Source organism: Streptomyces sp. NPDC017991 (assembly GCF_044328075.1).
In the GTDB taxonomy this organism is placed as follows: domain Bacteria; phylum Actinomycetota; class Actinomycetes; order Streptomycetales; family Streptomycetaceae; genus Streptomyces.
In genome coordinates this window covers 627,813-644,718 of record NZ_JBIRGP010000004.1, presented here as the reverse complement: position 1 = coordinate 644,718, position 16,906 = coordinate 627,813, and the positions used below count along the sequence as shown (strand labels likewise).

At 71.2% G+C, this 16,906-nt stretch carries 16 protein-coding genes; 9 read left to right on the top strand and 7 right to left on the bottom strand.

Annotated features, from left to right (window positions below):
* The first annotated feature begins 179 nt into the window (after positions 1–179).
* The 5 genes from acs (at position 180) to ACH4DZ_RS15665 (ending at position 5,854) form a co-directional block, all read left to right on the top strand.
* Positions 180–2,138, top strand: coding sequence for an acetate--CoA ligase (gene acs / locus ACH4DZ_RS15685; RefSeq protein ID WP_398287612.1), 1,959 nt, complete (start codon positions 180–182; stop codon positions 2,136–2,138).
* A gap of 254 nt (positions 2,139–2,392) precedes the next feature.
* Positions 2,393–3,823 (top strand): Na+/H+ antiporter NhaA, encoded by a 1,431-nt coding sequence (gene nhaA / locus ACH4DZ_RS15680; protein WP_398287611.1) that lies wholly within the window; start codon positions 2,393–2,395, stop codon positions 3,821–3,823.
* Between the two features lie 131 nt (positions 3,824–3,954).
* Positions 3,955–4,443: a phage holin family protein gene (locus tag ACH4DZ_RS15675; RefSeq protein ID WP_210881761.1), complete on the top strand. Its 489-nt coding sequence runs from the start codon at positions 3,955–3,957 to the stop codon at positions 4,441–4,443.
* Positions 4,440–5,405: an alpha/beta fold hydrolase gene (locus ACH4DZ_RS15670; protein ID WP_398287610.1), complete on the top strand. Its 966-nt coding sequence runs from the start codon at positions 4,440–4,442 to the stop codon at positions 5,403–5,405. The genes ACH4DZ_RS15675 and ACH4DZ_RS15670 overlap by 4 nt, the downstream gene beginning before the upstream one ends.
* A gap of 269 nt (positions 5,406–5,674) precedes the next feature.
* Positions 5,675–5,854 (top strand): hypothetical protein, encoded by a 180-nt coding sequence (locus tag ACH4DZ_RS15665; RefSeq protein ID WP_398287609.1) that lies wholly within the window; start codon positions 5,675–5,677, stop codon positions 5,852–5,854.
* Between the two features lie 77 nt (positions 5,855–5,931).
* Here the strand turns inward: ACH4DZ_RS15665 and ACH4DZ_RS15660 are convergent, their stop codons facing one another.
* From ACH4DZ_RS15660 to nth, 3 genes are all read right to left on the bottom strand, one after another.
* Positions 5,932–7,131 (bottom strand): MarP family serine protease, encoded by a 1,200-nt coding sequence (locus ACH4DZ_RS15660; protein ID WP_398287608.1) that lies wholly within the window; start codon positions 7,129–7,131, stop codon positions 5,932–5,934.
* A 123-nt stretch (positions 7,132–7,254) separates the two neighbouring features.
* A complete protein-coding gene (locus ACH4DZ_RS15655; protein WP_398287606.1) occupies positions 7,255–7,980 on the bottom strand; it encodes an NUDIX hydrolase in 726 nt (241 codons plus the stop codon).
* A 52-nt stretch (positions 7,981–8,032) separates the two neighbouring features.
* On the bottom strand, positions 8,033–9,163 hold the full coding sequence (gene nth / locus ACH4DZ_RS15650; RefSeq protein WP_398287761.1) for an endonuclease III: 1,131 nt from the start codon (positions 9,161–9,163) through the stop codon (positions 8,033–8,035).
* A 652-nt stretch (positions 9,164–9,815) separates the two neighbouring features.
* On the opposite strand from nth, the gene ACH4DZ_RS15645 reads away from it, so the two are divergent.
* Positions 9,816–10,490 carry a Crp/Fnr family transcriptional regulator gene (locus ACH4DZ_RS15645; protein WP_016642758.1) on the top strand — a complete coding sequence of 225 codons (675 nt, stop codon included), beginning with the start codon at positions 9,816–9,818 and terminating at the stop codon, positions 10,488–10,490.
* 277 nt (positions 10,491–10,767) lie between these two features.
* Positions 10,768–11,646: a nucleotidyltransferase gene (locus ACH4DZ_RS15640; protein WP_398287605.1), complete on the top strand. Its 879-nt coding sequence runs from the start codon at positions 10,768–10,770 to the stop codon at positions 11,644–11,646.
* Between the two features lie 11 nt (positions 11,647–11,657).
* Here the strand turns inward: ACH4DZ_RS15640 and ACH4DZ_RS15635 are convergent, their stop codons facing one another.
* From ACH4DZ_RS15635 to ACH4DZ_RS15620, 4 genes are all read right to left on the bottom strand, one after another.
* Complete coding sequence (locus ACH4DZ_RS15635; RefSeq protein WP_398287603.1) at positions 11,658–12,497, bottom strand: MBL fold metallo-hydrolase; 840 nt, start codon at positions 12,495–12,497, stop codon at positions 11,658–11,660.
* Positions 12,494–13,453 (bottom strand): NUDIX hydrolase, encoded by a 960-nt coding sequence (locus tag ACH4DZ_RS15630; RefSeq protein WP_398287602.1) that lies wholly within the window; start codon positions 13,451–13,453, stop codon positions 12,494–12,496. The genes ACH4DZ_RS15635 and ACH4DZ_RS15630 overlap by 4 nt, the downstream gene beginning before the upstream one ends.
* A 107-nt stretch (positions 13,454–13,560) precedes the next feature.
* Positions 13,561–14,028 (bottom strand): RidA family protein, encoded by a 468-nt coding sequence (locus ACH4DZ_RS15625; protein ID WP_398287601.1) that lies wholly within the window; start codon positions 14,026–14,028, stop codon positions 13,561–13,563.
* The gene (locus tag ACH4DZ_RS15620; protein WP_107018142.1) at positions 14,025–14,186 is read right to left on the bottom strand and encodes a DUF4177 domain-containing protein; all 162 of its coding nucleotides are present in this window, start codon (positions 14,184–14,186) and stop codon (positions 14,025–14,027) included. Before ACH4DZ_RS15620 ends, ACH4DZ_RS15625 begins: the two co-directional genes overlap by 4 nt.
* A 199-nt stretch (positions 14,187–14,385) precedes the next feature.
* Here ACH4DZ_RS15620 and ACH4DZ_RS15615 point away from each other — a divergent pair, with 199 nt between their 5' ends.
* Positions 14,386–15,363 (top strand): ArsA-related P-loop ATPase, encoded by a 978-nt coding sequence (locus tag ACH4DZ_RS15615; RefSeq protein ID WP_398287600.1) that lies wholly within the window; start codon positions 14,386–14,388, stop codon positions 15,361–15,363.
* Positions 15,360–16,898 carry an ArsA family ATPase gene (locus tag ACH4DZ_RS15610; protein ID WP_398287599.1) on the top strand — a complete coding sequence of 513 codons (1,539 nt, stop codon included), beginning with the start codon at positions 15,360–15,362 and terminating at the stop codon, positions 16,896–16,898. The genes ACH4DZ_RS15615 and ACH4DZ_RS15610 overlap by 4 nt, the downstream gene beginning before the upstream one ends.
* Positions 16,899–16,906: the final 8 nt, after the last annotated feature.

The following is a 16,906-nucleotide window of genomic DNA, read 5'->3' as shown; positions in this document are numbered from 1 at the left end:
TCCCGCGCACCGATCCGGCACACAGGTCTAAACCAATTCTCGGACGGCCCTTGTCACCAGGGGCCCGCGTCTGATGAGCTGTGGCCTGGGACACAAGGGGCGCCCCTGGCACAGCACCGCAAGGGAGATGTCGTGAGCAACGAAAGCCTGGCCGACCTGCTGAGCGAGGAGGGGGAAGTATGAGTGAGCCGTCCTCCCTCTCCAACCTGCTCAAGGAAGAACGCAGGTTCGCGCCGCCCGCCGACCTGGCCGCGAACGCCAACGTCACCGCGGAGGCGTACGAGCAGGCCAAGGCTGACAGGCTCGGTTTCTGGGCCGAGCAGGCCCGCCGACTGACCTGGGCCACCGAGCCGACCGAGACCCTGGACTGGTCGAACCCCCCGTTCGCGAAGTGGTTCAAGGACGGCAAGCTCAACGTCGCGTACAACTGCGTGGACCGGCATGTCGAGGCCGGCCACGGCGACCGGGTCGCCATCCACTTCGAGGGTGAGCCCGGTGACAGCCGCACCATCACCTACGCCGAGCTGAAGGACGAGGTCTCCAGGGCGGCCAACGCCCTCACCGAGCTGGGGGTCGAGAAGGGCGACCGGGTCGCCGTCTATCTGCCGATGATTCCCGAGGCCGTCATCTCGATGCTGGCCTGCGCCCGCATCGGCGCCGCGCACTCGGTCGTCTTCGGCGGCTTCTCCGCCGACGCCATCGCCACCCGTATCCAGGACGCCGACGCCAAACTGGTCATCACCTCGGACGGCGGCTACCGGCGCGGCAAACCCGCCGCGCTCAAGCCCGCCGTGGACGAGGCGGTCGCCCGGGTCGACGGCGTGGCCAAGGTCCTCGTCGTACGGCGTACGGGCCAGGACGTCGCGTGGACCGAGGGCCGCGACGTCTGGTGGCACGAGATCACGCAGAAGCAGTCCGCCGAGCACACGCCCGAGGCCTTCGACGCCGAGCACCCGCTGTTCATCCTCTACACCTCGGGGACCACGGGTAAGCCCAAGGGCATCCTGCACACCTCCGGCGGCTACCTCACCCAGGCCGCGTACACGCACCACTCCGTCTTCGACCTCAAGCCGGAGACCGACGTCTACTGGTGCACCGCCGACATCGGCTGGGTCACCGGGCACTCGTACATCACGTACGGGCCGCTGGCGAACGGCGCGAGCCAGGTGATGTACGAGGGCACGCCCGACACCCCGCACCAGGGGCGCTTCTGGGAGATCATCCAGAAGTACGGCGTGACGATCCTCTACACGGCCCCGACGGCCATCCGTACATTCATGAAGTGGGGCGACGACATCCCCGCGAAGTTCGACCTGTCGAGCCTGCGGGTCCTCGGCTCGGTCGGTGAGCCGATCAACCCCGAGGCGTGGATCTGGTACCGCAAGCACATCGGCGGCGACCGCACCCCGATCGTGGACACCTGGTGGCAGACCGAGACCGGCGCGATGATGATCTCGCCGCTGCCGGGCGTGACCGAGACCAAGCCGGGCTCGGCGCAGCGGGCGCTGCCGGGCATCTCGGCGACGGTCGTCGACGACGAGGCGCGGGAGGTTCCCGACGGCGGCGGCGGTTATCTCGTCCTGACCGAGCCGTGGCCGTCGATGCTGCGCACCATCTGGGGCGACGACCAGCGGTACATCGACACCTACTGGTCGCGCTTCGAGGGCAAGTACTTCGCGGGCGACGGCGCCAAGAAGGACGACGACGGCGACATCTGGCTGCTCGGCCGGGTGGACGACGTCATGCTCGTCTCCGGGCACAACATCTCGACCACCGAGGTCGAGTCGGCACTCGTCTCGCACCCGTCGGTCGCCGAGGCGGCGGTCGTGGGCGCGGCCGACGAGACGACCGGCCAGGCGATCGTGGCCTTCGTGATCCTGCGCGGTTCCGCGTCGGAGACCGAGACCCTCGTAGCCGAACTGCGGGCCCACGTCGGCAAGGCCCTCGGCCCGATCGCCAAGCCCAAGCGGATCCTGCCGGTGGCCGAGCTGCCCAAGACCCGCTCCGGCAAGATCATGCGCCGGCTGCTGCGCGATGTCGCGGAGAACCGCCAACTGGGTGACGTCACCACGCTGACCGACTCCACCGTCATGGACCTCATCCAGACGAAGCTCCCCGCGGCGTCCAGCGAGGACTGAGGCAGGTCCCGATACGGACGCGGACCCGGGCCTCGTACGGACGCGGACCCAGGTCACGTACGGGCCGGACTTCGAAGGGGCACTCGGCGGCGGTCTCGCCGGGTGCCCCTCCGCCATGACGGGTAGGCTGCGAAACACGTAAATACGCGACAACACAACGTCCGCGCTCCGAACGAGCCCGGAGTTTCCACAGGTGCGCCGGGAAGTCTGGTCGGCATGTGCTCTGCCCTGCCCACCGACCGGAGGTCGACCTCGTGTCCGCGCCCACTCCCACACCAGGCACCGACCGACAGGTCGCCAAGAACCGCAAGGTCCTCGCACGGCTCTCGCTGCCCGAGCGGACCTTCGTCGCGGACGCGCTGCGCACCGAGACGGTCGGCGGCGTCCTCCTCCTCATCGCCGCCGTCGCCGCGCTGATCTGGGCGAACACCCCCCTGCGGGAGAGTTACGAGTCCGTCCGCGACTTCCACGTCGGGCCCGCCGCCCTCGGCCTGAACCTCTCCGTCCAGCACTGGGCCGCCGACGGACTCCTCGCGGTCTTCTTCTTCGTCGCCGGCATCGAGCTCAAGCGCGAACTGGTCGCCGGCGACCTCAAGGACCCACGGGCCGCCGCGCTCCCGGTGGTCGCCGCGCTCTGCGGCATGGCCATGCCCGCGCTGGTCTACACCCTGGTCGCAGTCACCGGCGGCGGCTCGCTCGCGGGCTGGGCCGTACCCACCGCGACGGACATCGCCTTCGCGCTCGCCGTCCTCGCCGTCCTCGGCACGTCGCTGCCGAGCGCCCTGCGCGCCTTCCTGCTCACCCTCGCCGTCGTCGACGACCTCTTCGCGATCCTGATCATCGCGGTCTTCTTCACCGACGACCTGGACTTCGCCGCGCTCGGCGGCGCCGCCGTCGGCCTCGCCGTCTTCTGGCTGCTGCTCAGAAAGGGCGTACGCGGCTGGTACGTGTACGTGCCGCTCGCCCTGGTCGTCTGGGGCCTGATGTACAACAGCGGCATCCACGCCACCGTCGCCGGCGTCGCGATGGGCCTGATGCTGCGCTGCACCACCCGCCCGGACGACGGCGAGGAGCACTCACCGGGCGAACAGGTCGAACATCTCGTACGTCCCCTGTCGGCGGGCCTCGCCGTACCGCTGTTCGCGCTGTTCAGCGCCGGCGTCGGGGTGTCGGGCGGCGCGCTCGGCGAGGTGTTCACCCAGCCGGAGACCCTCGGCGTCGTACTCGGCCTCGTCGTCGGCAAGGCGGTCGGGATCTTCGGCGGTACATGGCTGACGGCCCGCTTCACCAGTGCGTCGCTCTCCGACGACCTCGCCTGGCCGGACGTCTTCGCGGTGGCCTCCCTCGCGGGCATCGGCTTCACCGTGTCGCTGCTCATCGGCGAACTCGCGTTCACGGACGACCCGGCGCTCACCGACGGCGTCAAGGCGGCCGTCCTGACGGGCTCCCTGATCGCGACCGTCCTGTCGGGCGTGCTGCTGAAGATGCGCAACGCCAGGTACCGCGGGCTGTGGGAGCACGAGGAGCGCGACGAGGACCTCTCGGGCGTCCCCGATGTGTACGAGCAGGACGATCCGGCCTACCACCTGCGCATGGCCGAGATCTACGAGCGCAAGGCCGCCGAACACCGAAGGCTTGCCGAAGTGACGGGCGGGGCAGGCGTGGAGCACGACGGTCCGGCATGATCTGACACACACGGTCCGAAACGTACGGCCCGAAACCAATGGCCGGACCTGACGGTCCGAAACCACCGGCCGGGACATCCGGACGGGCAGGACAACGGCGACACGACAACCAAGACAACAGGGAGAACGCGATGAGCGCACCCGACGGCAGCCCGGTCGGCGCCGAACGCAGCATCGGCCAGCTGTTCGCCTCGGCGACGACCGAGATGTCCGCGCTGGTGCACGACGAGATCGCGCTGGCGAAGGCGCAGCTCAAGCGGGACGTCAAGCGCGGGGCGGTCGGCGGCGGCGCGTTCAGCGCGGCCGGCGCGGTACTGATCTTCTCCCTGCCGATGCTGAGCTTCGCCCTGGCGTACGGCATCCGCACCTGGAGCGGCTGGAACATGGCCGTCTGCTTCCTGCTGTCGTTCGCCGCGAACGTGCTGGTGGCCGCGGTCCTCGCACTGATCGGTGTGGTCTTCGCGAAGAAGGCCAAGAAGGGGAAGGGCCCGCAGAAGACGGCGGCTTCGGTCAAGGAGTCGGCGGCCGTACTGCAGAACGTGAAGCCGCACCCCCGTGAGATGACCACTGTGTACCGGGTCGGTGACGGAGTCGAGGCTGTGACACGCTCGTCCTCATGACGGGCTCCTCCATCCCTGCGGGGCAATCACCCTCGGCGCCACCCACCTCTGTCGTACGGCTCGACGTGCCCGGCGCGAAAGAGGTGATCCACCGGGATGTCGCCGCGAACGGGGCGCGCTTCCACATCGCCGAGATGGGTGACGGGCCGCTGGTCCTGCTGCTGCACGGCTTCCCGCAGTTCTGGTGGGCCTGGCGGCATCAACTGGTGGCGCTCTCCGACGCGGGCTTCCGCGCGGTCGCCATGGACCTGCGGGGCGTCGGCGGCAGCGACCGCACCCCGCGCGGCTACGACCCCGCGAACCTCGCGCTCGACATCACCGGGGTCGTACGGTCCCTCGGTGAGCCGGACGCCGCGCTGGTCGGCCATGACCTCGGCGGCTATCTGGCGTGGACGGCGGCCGTGATGCGCCCGAAGCTGGTGCGCAGGCTCGTGGTCTCCTCGATGCCGCACCCCCGGCGCTGGCGCTCGGCGATGCTCTCGGACATGAAACAGACCGCGGCCGGTTCGTACGTCTGGGGCTTTCAGCGGCCCTGGATCCCGGAGCGCCAACTCATCGCCGACGAGGGCGCCCTGGTCGGCCGGCTCATCCGGGACTGGTCGGGGCCCCGGCTGCCGGAGGACGACGTCGTGGAGGCGTACCGGCGGGCGATGCTCATCCCGTCCACCGCGCACTGCTCGGTCGAGCCCTACCGGTGGATGGTCCGTTCGATGGCCCGCCCCGACGGCATCCAGTTCAACCGGCGGATGAAACGGCCGGTGCGGGTGCCGACGCTGCATCTGCACGGATCGCTCGATCCGGTGATGCGCACACGGAGTGCGGCGGGGTCCGGGGAGTACGTCGAAGCGCCGTACCGCTGGCGGCTGTTCGACGGGCTCGGGCACTTCCCGCACGAGGAGGACCCTGTGGCGTTCTCCACCGAATTGGTGAACTGGCTGAAGGACCCCGAGCCGGACCGCTGAGACGGCCTCTCGGAGGGCCGACCACAGCCGATCACAGACCGATCACAGACCGGTCGCAGGGCCCCGTCAGAAGCTCCGCCAAAGGGCCCATCAGGGGTTCCGCCGCAGGTCGCATCGCAGGTCCGGGGGCCGGCAGTGGGGGCTGTCGCCCCGTGCGTCACACGGGTCCCAGGAACGTCTGTTCTACGAACGCCAATTGCCTCACGCATAGGCCAATTGGGGGGCGTGGGGGCGGTTATCGACCTTGGGGCTGGGGCAGACGTCGGTGTATGGGCTGGACGCACGACTACAGTGACGCAGCACGCAACCGCCGCTCGATCGGCGGGCTGAGTTCCCACCGGAGGGGCGCCCCGCGGTTGCAGGGCACGGACCCCCGGCTGGGAATCCCGCACATTCTGAGGCGCCGGGCCCGATGGGTCTCGGCGCGTCTGCGTCATCCCCGCGGCTGAACCGCCCAGGGATCTTCACCCGCGTGGCCCTTGCGGACAGGCATGACAGGCAACTCGCGCGACCCGGGTGACGGGTCTCAGAGCGCGCAGCTGTCGCTGTCCACCTGCTGGTTGGCGGTGCGGCCCTTGCTGATGTCCTCCTGGATCTCGTCCACGGTCAGCGCGTAACCCGTCTCGGGGTCGTCGAGGGACTTCGCGAACACCACGCCGTACACCTTGCCGTCCGGGGTGAGCAGGGGGCCGCCGGAGTTTCCCTGGCGCACGGTCGCGAAGAGCGAGTACACCTCGCGCTTCACCGTGCCCCGGTGGTAGATGTCCGGGCCGTTGGCCGTGATCGGGCCGCGCACCCGCGCCGCGTTGATCGTGTACGAGCCGTTCTCCGGGAAGCCCGCGACGATCGCGCCGTCCGATCGCACCGCCGGCCGGGAGGAGAACTGCAGGACGGGTGCCTGCAGTTCGGGCACGTCGAGTACGGCGATGTCGCGCTCCCAGTCGTAGAGCACGACCTTCGCGGCGAGCCGCCTGCCCTCGCCGCCTATCTGCACGTACGGCTCGTCCACGCCGCCCACCACGTGCGCGTTGGTCATCACGCGGCGCTGCCCGAAGACGAAGCCGGTGCCTTCGAGGACCTTGCCGCAGCTCTGGGCGGTGCCGGTGACCTTGACGATGGAGCGCTGGGCACGGGTGGCTACCGGGCTCGTCGCGAGGGCCGGATCGGGAGCGGCCACCTCGTCGATCTGCTCGTCCGAGAAAGGGCTGAAGACCTGCGGGAAGCCGTTCCGTGCGAGGACCGATGAGAAGCCGTCGAACCAGGTGTCGGCCTGGGCGGGCAGGGCCCGCGCCACTCCGAGGAGCACCTTGGAGCCGCGGACCTCCTTGCCGAGCGTCGGCAGCGTCGTACCGGCCAGGGCCGAGCCGATCAGCCAGGCCACGAGGAGCATCGCCACGACGTTGACGAGGGAGCCGCCCGTGGCGTCCAGGGCGCGGGCCGGGGACCAGGTGATGTACCGGCGCAGCTTGTTGCCCAGGTGGGTGGTGAGGGCCTGGCCGACGGAGGCGCAGACGATCACCACGACCACGGCGACGACGGCGGCGGTCGTACCGACCTTCGCGTCGTCCGTCGCCGCGCCCCAGACGACGGGCAGGAGGTAGACAGCGACGAGGCCACCGCCCAGGAAACCGATCACCGACAGGATGCCGACGACGAACCCCTGGCGATAGCCCACGATCGCGAACCACACGGCGGCGACCAGCAACAGGATGTCCAGCACGTTCACTGCTTCAAGCCTCGCCTCATCACTTTGCGGTAGCCACGTCCTCCTGGCCGGGGGGTCGGCCCACCGCGCAGCGGCAGGGGGACACGGAGCCTCCCGGGAAGACACAGCACAGGGGCCACCCTGTCATGCGCGCCAGTCGAGCGGGACCTGCTTGTCGCGGTCCCAGGGACGCTCCCAGTCGGCGTAGTGCAGCAGGCGGTCGATGATTCCGGCTGTGAAGCCCCACACCAGGGCCGATTCGACCAGGAATGCCGGACCTCGGTGGCCGCTGGGGTGCACCGCCGTCGCACGGTTGGCCGGGTCCGTGAGATCCGCCACGGGCACGGTGAAGACCCTCGCGGTCTCGTTCAGGTCGACCGCGTCGACCGGTGTCGGCTCCCGCCACCAGCCGAGGACGGGGGTCACCACGAAGCCGCTCACCGGGATGTAGAGCTTCGGGAGCACACCGAAGAGCTGGACGCCCCGGGGGTCGAGCCCGGTCTCCTCCTCGGCCTCGCGCAGGGCGGCCCGCAGCGGCCCGTCGGTGTGCGGGTCGCCGTCCTCGGGGTCGAGGGAGCCACCGGGGAAGGACGGCTGTCCGGCGTGCGATCTGAGCGAGGTGGCGCGCTCCATGAGCAGCAGCTCGGGACCGCGCTCGCCCTCGCCGAACAGGATCAGTACGGCCGACTGGCGTCCCGCGCCGTCCTCCGGCGGCAGGAAGCGGCTCAACTGGCGCGGCTGGACCGTCTCGACGGCGCGCACCACCGGGTCCAGCCAGCCCGGCAGCCCTGCCCTGGTCACGGCCGGCTCGCCGTACCGCGTGCCGTGCGTGCCGTCCTGTACGTCGTGCGTGTGGCTCGCGCGCGTCATCGCCACCCCCGTTCTGCTGCTCTCAACGCCCGCGAGGCCGCAGATCGTTCCGTCATCCGGTGCCCCGCGAGGGTGAACCGGGCGCGGGCGCGGCGGAACCGGTCGCGGGCGAGGTGGAGGCGGCGGGCACGGGTGAGGCGGAGGCGGTCGCGCCGAGCGGCGGGGCCGGGATGCCGCCCGCGTCCAGGTAGGACTGCGGAGGGTTGAGGCGCTGGCCGGGGAAGCCGCCCTTCTCGTACTTCAGGAGCTTCTTCGCCTTCTCGGGGTCCGTCTCGCCCTCCCCGTACGCCGGGCAGAGCGGGGCGATGGGGCAGGCGCCGCAGGCGGGTTTGCGGGCGTGGCAGATACGGCGGCCGTGGAAGATCACGTGGTGCGACAGCATCGTCCAGTCGGTCTTCGGGAAGAGCTCGCCGATGGCCCGCTCGATCTTGTCGGGCTCCTTCTCGGCGGTCCACTCCCAGCGTCGTACGAGCCGCTGGAAGTGGGTGTCCACGGTGATGCCGGGCCGGCCGAAGGCGTTCCCGAGGACGACGAAGGCGGTCTTGCGGCCGACGCCGGGCAGCTTGACCAGGTCTTCGAGACGGCCGGGCACCTCGCCGCCGAAGTCGTCCCGCAGAGCCTTGGAGAGGCCCATCACCGACTTGGTCTTGGCCCGGAAGAACCCGGTGGGCCGCAGGATCTCCTCGACCTCCTCCGGGTTCGCCGCGGCCAGGTCCTCGGGCGTGGGGTACTTCGCGAAGAGCGCCGGTGTCGTCTGGTTCACCCGCAGGTCGGTCGTCTGCGCCGACAGGACGGTGGCGACCACCAGCTGGAAGGGGTTCTCGAAGTCCAGCTCCGGGTGGGCGTACGGGTACACCTCGGCCAGCTCGCGGTCGATACGCCGGGCCCGCCGGACGAGAGCCGTGTGCGACTCGTTCCGGGGAGGCTTGGCGGGGGCGACTCGGGCGGGGCTCACTTCGGCGGATACCGCTTTCTTCCCGGCCACGGATTTCTTGGCGGGCGCGGACTTCTTGGCCGACGCGGCCTTCCTGGCGGGAGCGACCCTCTTGGCAGGCGCGGCCTTCTTGGCGGCAACGGTTTTCTTGACCGGCGCGACCTTCTTGGCGGGTGCGGACTTTTCAGCGGGCGCGGACTCTTCGGCTGGCACGGCTTTCCTCACGCGGGCGGCCCTCTCGGCGGACACGACTTTCCCGGCAGGCGCGGCCCTCCCGGCAGGCGCCGCCTTCCCGGCAGCCGCCGTCACGGACGCGCTCTTCGTCGCGCCCGCCCCGGATGCCCGGGCCCTGCCCACCGCGGACGCCCGGGCCTTCTTGACGGGCGCCTTCTTGGCGGACGTCTTCTTGACGGGCGCCTTCACCGGCGCGCTCTTCCTCTCGGTCTCCTTGGCGGTCCTCTTCGCGGCGGCGGCCTTCTTGGCGACCGCAGCCTTCTTCGCGGCCGCGGCCATCTCCGAGGCAGCGACCCCCGCGGCCTTCCCGGCGGCCCCCGCCGCGGTCGTCGCCGGTCTTGACCCTGCCGCTTTTGTCGCTTTCTTCGCTCCACCGGAACCCTGTTCGCCCACAGCGGAATCACGACGTACACCCACGCGCCCAGCCCCCTTGGCCTGTGCTCTCACCGGCGATTTGGACACCCGACCAGCCTAGAGCCCACCACCGACATCTGCCCCGGCCACCATCCATCAGCCCCCAATTGGCCCCCTGCCGCACTGTCGGACACGCCGGTGCGGCAGACTTGTGACTGATCACACTGTTTGGACCGTCCAGCAAAACGGGGAACACGGACCCCTGGTACACCGGGACCAAGATCCCCTGAGCAGGTCGACAAGGAGAGAACTCGTGGACGACGTTCTGCGGCGCGCCCCGCTCTTCGCGGCGCTCGATGACGAGCAGGCCGCGGAGCTCCGCGCCTCCATGAGTGAGGTGACCCTCGCACGCGGTGACGCGCTCTTTCACGAGGGCGACCCCGGAGACCGCCTGTACGTGGTCACCGAGGGCAAGGTGAAGCTCCACCGCACCTCACCCGACGGCCGCGAGAACATGCTGGCGGTCCTCGGCCCCGGCGAGCTCATCGGCGAGCTGTCGCTGTTCGACCCGGGCCCGCGGACGGCGACAGCCTCCGCGCTCACCGAGGTGAAGCTGCTGGGCCTCGGCCACGGCGACCTCCAGCCCTGGCTGAACGCACGGCCCGAGGTGGCCGCCGCCCTGCTGCGCGCCGTCGCCCGGCGGCTGCGCAAGACCAACGACCAGATGTCCGACCTGGTCTTCTCCGACGTGCCGGGCCGGGTGGCCCGCGCACTCCTGGACCTCTCGCGCCGCTTCGGCGTGCAGTCCGAGGAGGGCATCCACGTCGTGCACGACCTGACCCAGGAGGAGCTGGCCCAGTTGGTCGGCGCCTCCCGTGAGACGGTCAACAAGGCGCTCGCCGACTTCGCGGGCCGCGGCTGGCTCCGCCTGGAGGCCCGCGCGGTGATCCTGCTGGACGTGGAGCGCCTCGCGAAGCGCTCGCGCTAGTCGTCGCCACAGGACGCGCGTCGGCGGTACCTCACGACTTCTTGAAGAAGGGCCCTGCCACACGGCAGGGCCCTTCTTGTGCTCATTGGCCTTCATTGGGGGGCGCAAGGGGCGGGAAGGTACGAGGACAATGCGCCGGAGCCGGCCCGACCCGGGCCGGGCCGCGCCCGCGCCCGCGCGCCCGGAGTGCCGCTGGCGGCATGCCTGACAGCGATGAACGTTTGCAACGGGGAGAAATGACATGCTCTCGCCGCCCCCGCCCGGGCACAGTGGTCGCATGTCGAAAAGAGGGCTCGACTCCCTGGGGTACATCGAGCGCGAAGGTTCCCCCGGGCGCGTACCGGAGGCGTTCCGGCCGGTCGTCGCCGCGGCCCGCGAGCGGGTGCTGGGCGTCTTCGGGGCCCGGCTGCACAGCGCGTACCTGTACGGGTCGATTCCGCGCGGCACCGCGCGCGTGGGCCGTTCCGACCTCGACCTGCTGCTGGCCCTGCGCGAGGACCCCACGGAGGCGGACCGGGCGGACGCGCGCACGCTCGACGAGGCCCTCGACAAGGAGTTCGCCCAGATCGACGGGGCCGGGACGCTGCTGTTCGGCCGGGCACAGGTGCTGAGCGACCTGGAGAGGCACGACCTCGGGTGGTTCGTCGCGTGCCTCTGTACGCCGCTGCTGGGCGACGATCTCGCCGAGGAGCTGCCGTGCTACCGGCCCGACACACTCCTCGCCCGCGAGACGAACGGCGACCTCGCGCTGCTCCTCCCGCGCTGGCGCTTGCGGATCGCCGAAGCCACCGGAGCCACCGGAATCGCGAGGGCCACCGGAGCCGCCGAAGCCACCGGGGCGGGCGGTCCCGAGGAGGCAGCCCTGCGGCCCCTGGTGCGCCACATGTCCCGCCATCTCGTCCGAACGGCCTTCACGCTCGTCATGCCCCGCTGGAACGGCTGGACGAGCGATCTGGCGGAGATGGCCGAGGTGTTCGCCGCCCACTACCCGGAGCGGAACCACCCCTCGCGGGCCGCCCAGCTGCGGAAGGCCGCCGTCCTCGGCCACGAGCCGGTCGGCGACCGTGCCGTCCTGCGGTCGTACGTCGACGACCTCGGGCCGTGGCTCGCCGAGGAGTACGCGCGCGTGCACGGCGTCAAGAACCCGCGCCCCTGAGCGGCCGACGTTCACTCCCGGCCGATGAGTCCGTGCTCCTTGAGGTAGTCCAGCTGCGCCCGTACCGACAGTTCCGCCGCCGGCCACAGGGAGCGGTCGACGTCCGCGTAGACGTGCGCGACGACCTGGGACGGGTCCGTGTAGCCGTCCTCGACGGCCGTCTCGACCTGGGCGAGGCGGTGGGCCCGGTGGGCCAGGTAGAACTCGACGACTCCCTGGGCGTCCTCCAGGACCGGCCCGTGGCCGGGCAGGACCGTGTGCACGCCGTCGTCGACCGTCAGGGACCTGAGCCGCCGCAGGGAGTCCAGGTAGTCGCCCAGCCGCCCGTCGGGGTGGGCCACGACCGTGGTGCCCCGGCCCAGGATCGTGTCGCCGGTCAGCACGGCTTGGTCGGCGGGCAGATGGAAGCAGAGCGAGTCGGCGGTGTGGCCGGGTGTCGGTACGACCCGCAGCTCCAGGCCGCCCGTCGTGATCACGTTCCCGGCGGCCAGGCCCTCGTCGCCGAGCCGTAGCGCCGGGTCGAGCGCCCGCACCTTCGTGCCCGTCAGCTCGGCGAACCGCGCGGCGCCCTCGGCGTGGTCCGGGTGCCCGTGCGTCAGCAGGGTCAGGGCGACCCGCTTGCCGGCCTTCTCGGCGGCGTCGACGACAGCACGCAGGTGTACGTCGTCCAGGGGCCCCGGATCGATCACCACCGCCAGTTCGGAGTCCGGCTCGGCCACGATCCAGGTGTTCGTGCCGTCCAGGGTCATGGCGGACGCGTTCGGGGCGAGGACGTTGACGGCACGCGGGGTGGCGGGGCCGGAGAGCACCCCGCCGCGCGGCTGGCCGGGCAGTGCTGCGGCGTCGGTCATGCGTGGGCTCCACCGGTCGGGATGTGCTTGGTGAACTCGTCGTGGCCCGGCCAGCTGAGGACCAGCTCGCCGTCCACCAGCCTGGCCTGTGCCAGGACGGGTGTCATGTCCCGCCCGGGTGCCGCCGCGAGGGCCTCGGCGGCGGTCCCGTACGCGCCGAGCTGGCGCAGGGTCGCGATGGTGGGCGGCATCATCAGGAGGTCGCCCCTGTCGTAGCCGTCCATCGCCTCCGAGGGGCGGATCCAGACGGTGCGGTCGGCCTCCGTGGAGGCGTTCCGGGTGCGCTGGCCCTCCGGGAGGACGGCCACGAAGAAGAAGGTGTCGTAGCGGCGGGGCTCGAACTCCGGGGTGATCCAGCGCGTCCAGGCACCCAGGAGGTCGGAGCGCAGCACGAGCCCCCTGCGGTCGAGGAACTCGGCGAAGGAGAGGTCGCGCGCGACCAGGGCCGCCCGGTCGGTCTCCCAGTCGTCCCCGGTGGTGTCGCCGACCACGGTGTCCGCGGCCGGGCCGGCGAGCAGGACGCCCGCCTCCTCGTACGTCTCGCGGACCGCCGCGCAGACGATCGCCTGGGCGGAGGCCTCGTCGACGCCGAGCCGGGACGCCCACCACGCGCGCGTGGGGCCCGCCCAGCGGACGTGGTGGTCGTCGTCCCTGGGGTCCACCCCGCCGCCCGGATACGCGTACGCGCCTCCGGCGAAGGCCATGGAGGCGCGTCTGCGCAGCATGTGCACGGCGGGACGGGAGTCGGTGTCCCCGGAGCCGGAACCGGTGTCCCCGGAGGCAGAGCCGGTCTCCTCGGAGGCGGAGCCGGTCTCCTCGGGGTCGGCGCCCGGGCCGGTGTCCTTGAGCAGCATGACGGTGGCCGCCCGCCTGGGAACGACCGGTGTGAGCGTGCCCGCCGCGAGTGCGCGGATCCTCTCGGGCCACTCCGGGGGGTACCACTGCCCATTCGCCATGGGCGGAGGCTATCCCGGAGTGAGCTGATGTTCGAGAGGCAACAATCGGTCCCTCCGGAGGGCCCCATCAGCGCGTCGTCTCCCCGGCGAGGCGGGCGAAGGCGTGCTTACGCCTCCGTCAGCTCCACCTGGATCTCGACCTCCACGGGCGCGTCGAGCGGCAGCACCGCCACGCCGACCGCGCTGCGCGCGTGCACGCCCTTGTCGCCGAGGACCTCGCCCAGGAGCTCGCTCGCGCCGTTCAGGACGGCGGGCTGGCCGGTGAAGTCGGCCGCCGAGGCGACGAAGCCCACGACCTTCACCACGCGCGCGATGCGGTCGAGGTCACCCGCGACCGACTTGACCGCCGCGAGGGCGTTCAGCGCGCAGGTGCGGGCCAGTTCCTTGGCCTCCTCCGGGGTGACCTCCGCGCCCACCTTGCCGGTGAGCGGAAGCTTGCCGTCCACCATCGGGAGCTGTCCGGCCGTGTACACGTACACGCCCGACCGCACGGCGGGCTGGTACGCGGCCAGCGGCGGCACGACGGCCGGCAGGGTCAGCCCCAGTTCGGCCAGTTTCGCCTCGACAGCGCTCACGCGGCCCGCTCCCGCTTCAGGTAGGCGACGAGCTGCTCGGGGTTGTTCGGCCCGGGCACGACCTGGACGAGCTCCCAGCCGTCCTCGCCCCAGGTGTCCAGAATCTGCTTCGTGGCGTGGACGAGCAGAGGCACGGTTGCGTATTCCCACTTGGTCATGGGGGCGACTGTATCCGCTGGCGCGGCCCGTCTTTCCTGGACCTCCGTCCGCCGCCCGGCCGATGCCGGGGTGACGACCGGGGCCGCGACAGGGGCGACGACCGGGCCGATGACTGGGCGGGGCGCTCCCTGGGCACCCGTATGCGAAGCAGGGCCCCACGGCCACCGCACCACCCAGTGAGGAATTAGGCTCGAAGACGTGAGCAGGCTTCAGGTCGTCAGCGGCAAGGGCGGTACCGGAAAGACCACGGTCGCCGCAGCACTCGCGCTCGCCCTCGCGACCGAGGGCAAGCGTGCCCTTCTGGTCGAGGTCGAGGGCAGACAGGGCATCGCGCAGCTCTTCGAGACGCAGGCGCTGCCCTACGAGGAGCGGAAGATCGCCGTCGCTCCCGGTGGCGGGGAGGTGTACGCACTCGCCATCGACCCCGAGCTGGCCCTTCTGGACTACCTCCAGATGTTCTACAAGCTCGGCGGCGCGGGCCGCGCCCTGAAGAAGCTGGGCGCCATCGACTTCGCGACCACCATCGCGCCGGGCCTGCGGGACGTGCTCCTGACGGGCAAGGCGTGCGAGGCCGTACGCCGCAAGGACAAGCGCGGGCGGTTCGCGTACGACTACGTGGTGATGGACGCGCCGCCGACCGGGCGGATCACCCGCTTCCTGAACGTGAACGACGAGGTGGCCGGGCTCGCCAAGATCGGTCCGATACACAATCAGGCGCAGGCCGTGATGCGGGTGCTCAAGTCGCCCGAGACCGCCGTGCACCTGGTGACGCTCCTGGAGGAGATGCCCGTCCAGGAGACCGCCGACGGCATCGCGGAGCTGCGTGCCGCGCGGCTGCCGGTGGGGCGGACCATCGTGAACATGGTGCGGCCCGCGATCCTGGACGAGGCCGACCTGGAGCTCGCGCGCGAGGCGCCGCGTACGGCCGTCGCCAAATCGCTGTCGGCCGCCGGGCTCGGCGGCGCGCGCCGCGGCGGGGTCGCCGAGCGCCTGGTGGAGCCGCTGCTGAACCAGGCGGACGAGTACGCCGAGCGGTACGCGCTGGAGCGCGAGCAGCGGGCGGTGCTCCAGGGCCTGGAGCTGCCGCTGCACGAACTCCCGCTGCTCGCCGAGGGAATGGACCTCGCGGGCCTGTACGAACTCGCCAAGGAACTGCGTCAGCAAGGGATCTCATGAGTCAGGACCCGGCCCGCGCAAACGATTCTGCCCGCGGACGCGAGCCCGCTCGTACGTCCGGCCCCGCCCGCACACGCGACGCCCGCACGTCTGAGGCCCGCCCGTCTGAGGCCCGCACGCCGGACGGCCGCACGCCCGAGGCCCGCGCGATCGACCCCTCGTCCGCGGCCGTCCTGGGTGTCGACGCCCTGATCGACGATCCCGGGACCCGCATCGTGGTCTGCTGCGGTTCGGGCGGCGTCGGCAAGACCACCACGGCGGCGGCGCTGGGACTGCGGGCCGCCGAGCGCGGCCGCAAGGTGGTCGTCCTCACCATCGACCCGGCCCGCAGGCTCGCCCAGTCGATGGGCATCGACGCGCTCGACAACACCCCGCGCCGGGTGAAGGGCATCGACGACTCCGCGAGCGGCGAGCTGCACGCGATGATGCTCGACATGAAGCGCACCTTCGACGAGATCGTCGAGGCGCACGCGGACCGCGAGCGGGCGGCCACGATCCTGAACAACCCCTTCTACCAGTCGCTCTCCGCCGGCTTCGCGGGCACGCAGGAGTACATGGCGATGGAGAAGCTGGGGCAGCTGAGGGCGCGCGAGGAGTGGGACCTCATCGTCGTCGACACGCCGCCGTCGCGCTCGGCCCTCGACTTCCTGGACGCCCCGAAACGGCTCGGGTCGTTCCTGGACGGCAAGCTGATCCGGCTGCTGACCGCGCCGGCGAAGCTGGGCGGCCGGGCCGGGATGAAGTTCCTGAACGTCGGGATGTCGATGATGACCGGCACCCTCGGCAAGCTGCTGGGCGGTCAGCTCCTCAAGGACGTGCAGACGTTCGTGGCCGCCATGGACACCACCTTCGGCGGTTTCCGTACCCGCGCGGACGCCACGTACAAGCTGCTCCAGGCGCCCGGTACGGCGTTCCTGGTCGTCGCGGCCCCGGAACGGGACGCGCTCCGCGAGGCGGCGTACTTCGTGGAACGGCTGGCCGCGGAGGAGATGCCGCTCGCCGGTCTCGTGCTGAACCGGGTCCACGGCAGCGGTGCCACTCAGCTGTCCGCCGAGCGCGCGCTCGCCGCCGCGGAAAATCTTGCCGGGGCCCGCATTGTGGATCAGGTGGGCGGGAAAGCTGGACTTCGTAACTCTCCCGACACGTACGGCAGTTCAGAAACACCCGCTACCGAGACCGCCGTTCCCGAGGCTCCCTCATCCGACGCAGGCTCCCCCGCCGCGGACCGGACCAGTGCCGACGGAGCCGGAACGGACGACGACCGCAGCACGGAAGACCGCAGCATCGAAGACCGCGACGACCGCAGCACGGAAGGCCGCACCGTCGAAGAACTCACCGCAGGCCTGCTGAGGCTGCACGCCGAACGTATGCAACTGCTCTCCCGCGAGCAGCACACACGTGATCGCTTCGCCGCGCTCCACCCCGAGGTGGCGGTGGCCGAAGTGGCCGCGCTGCCCGGCGATGTGCACGACCTCGCGGGACTGCGGCACATCGGGAACCGGCTCGCGGCCGACATGCCCGCGGCCGGCATCTGACCGACCGG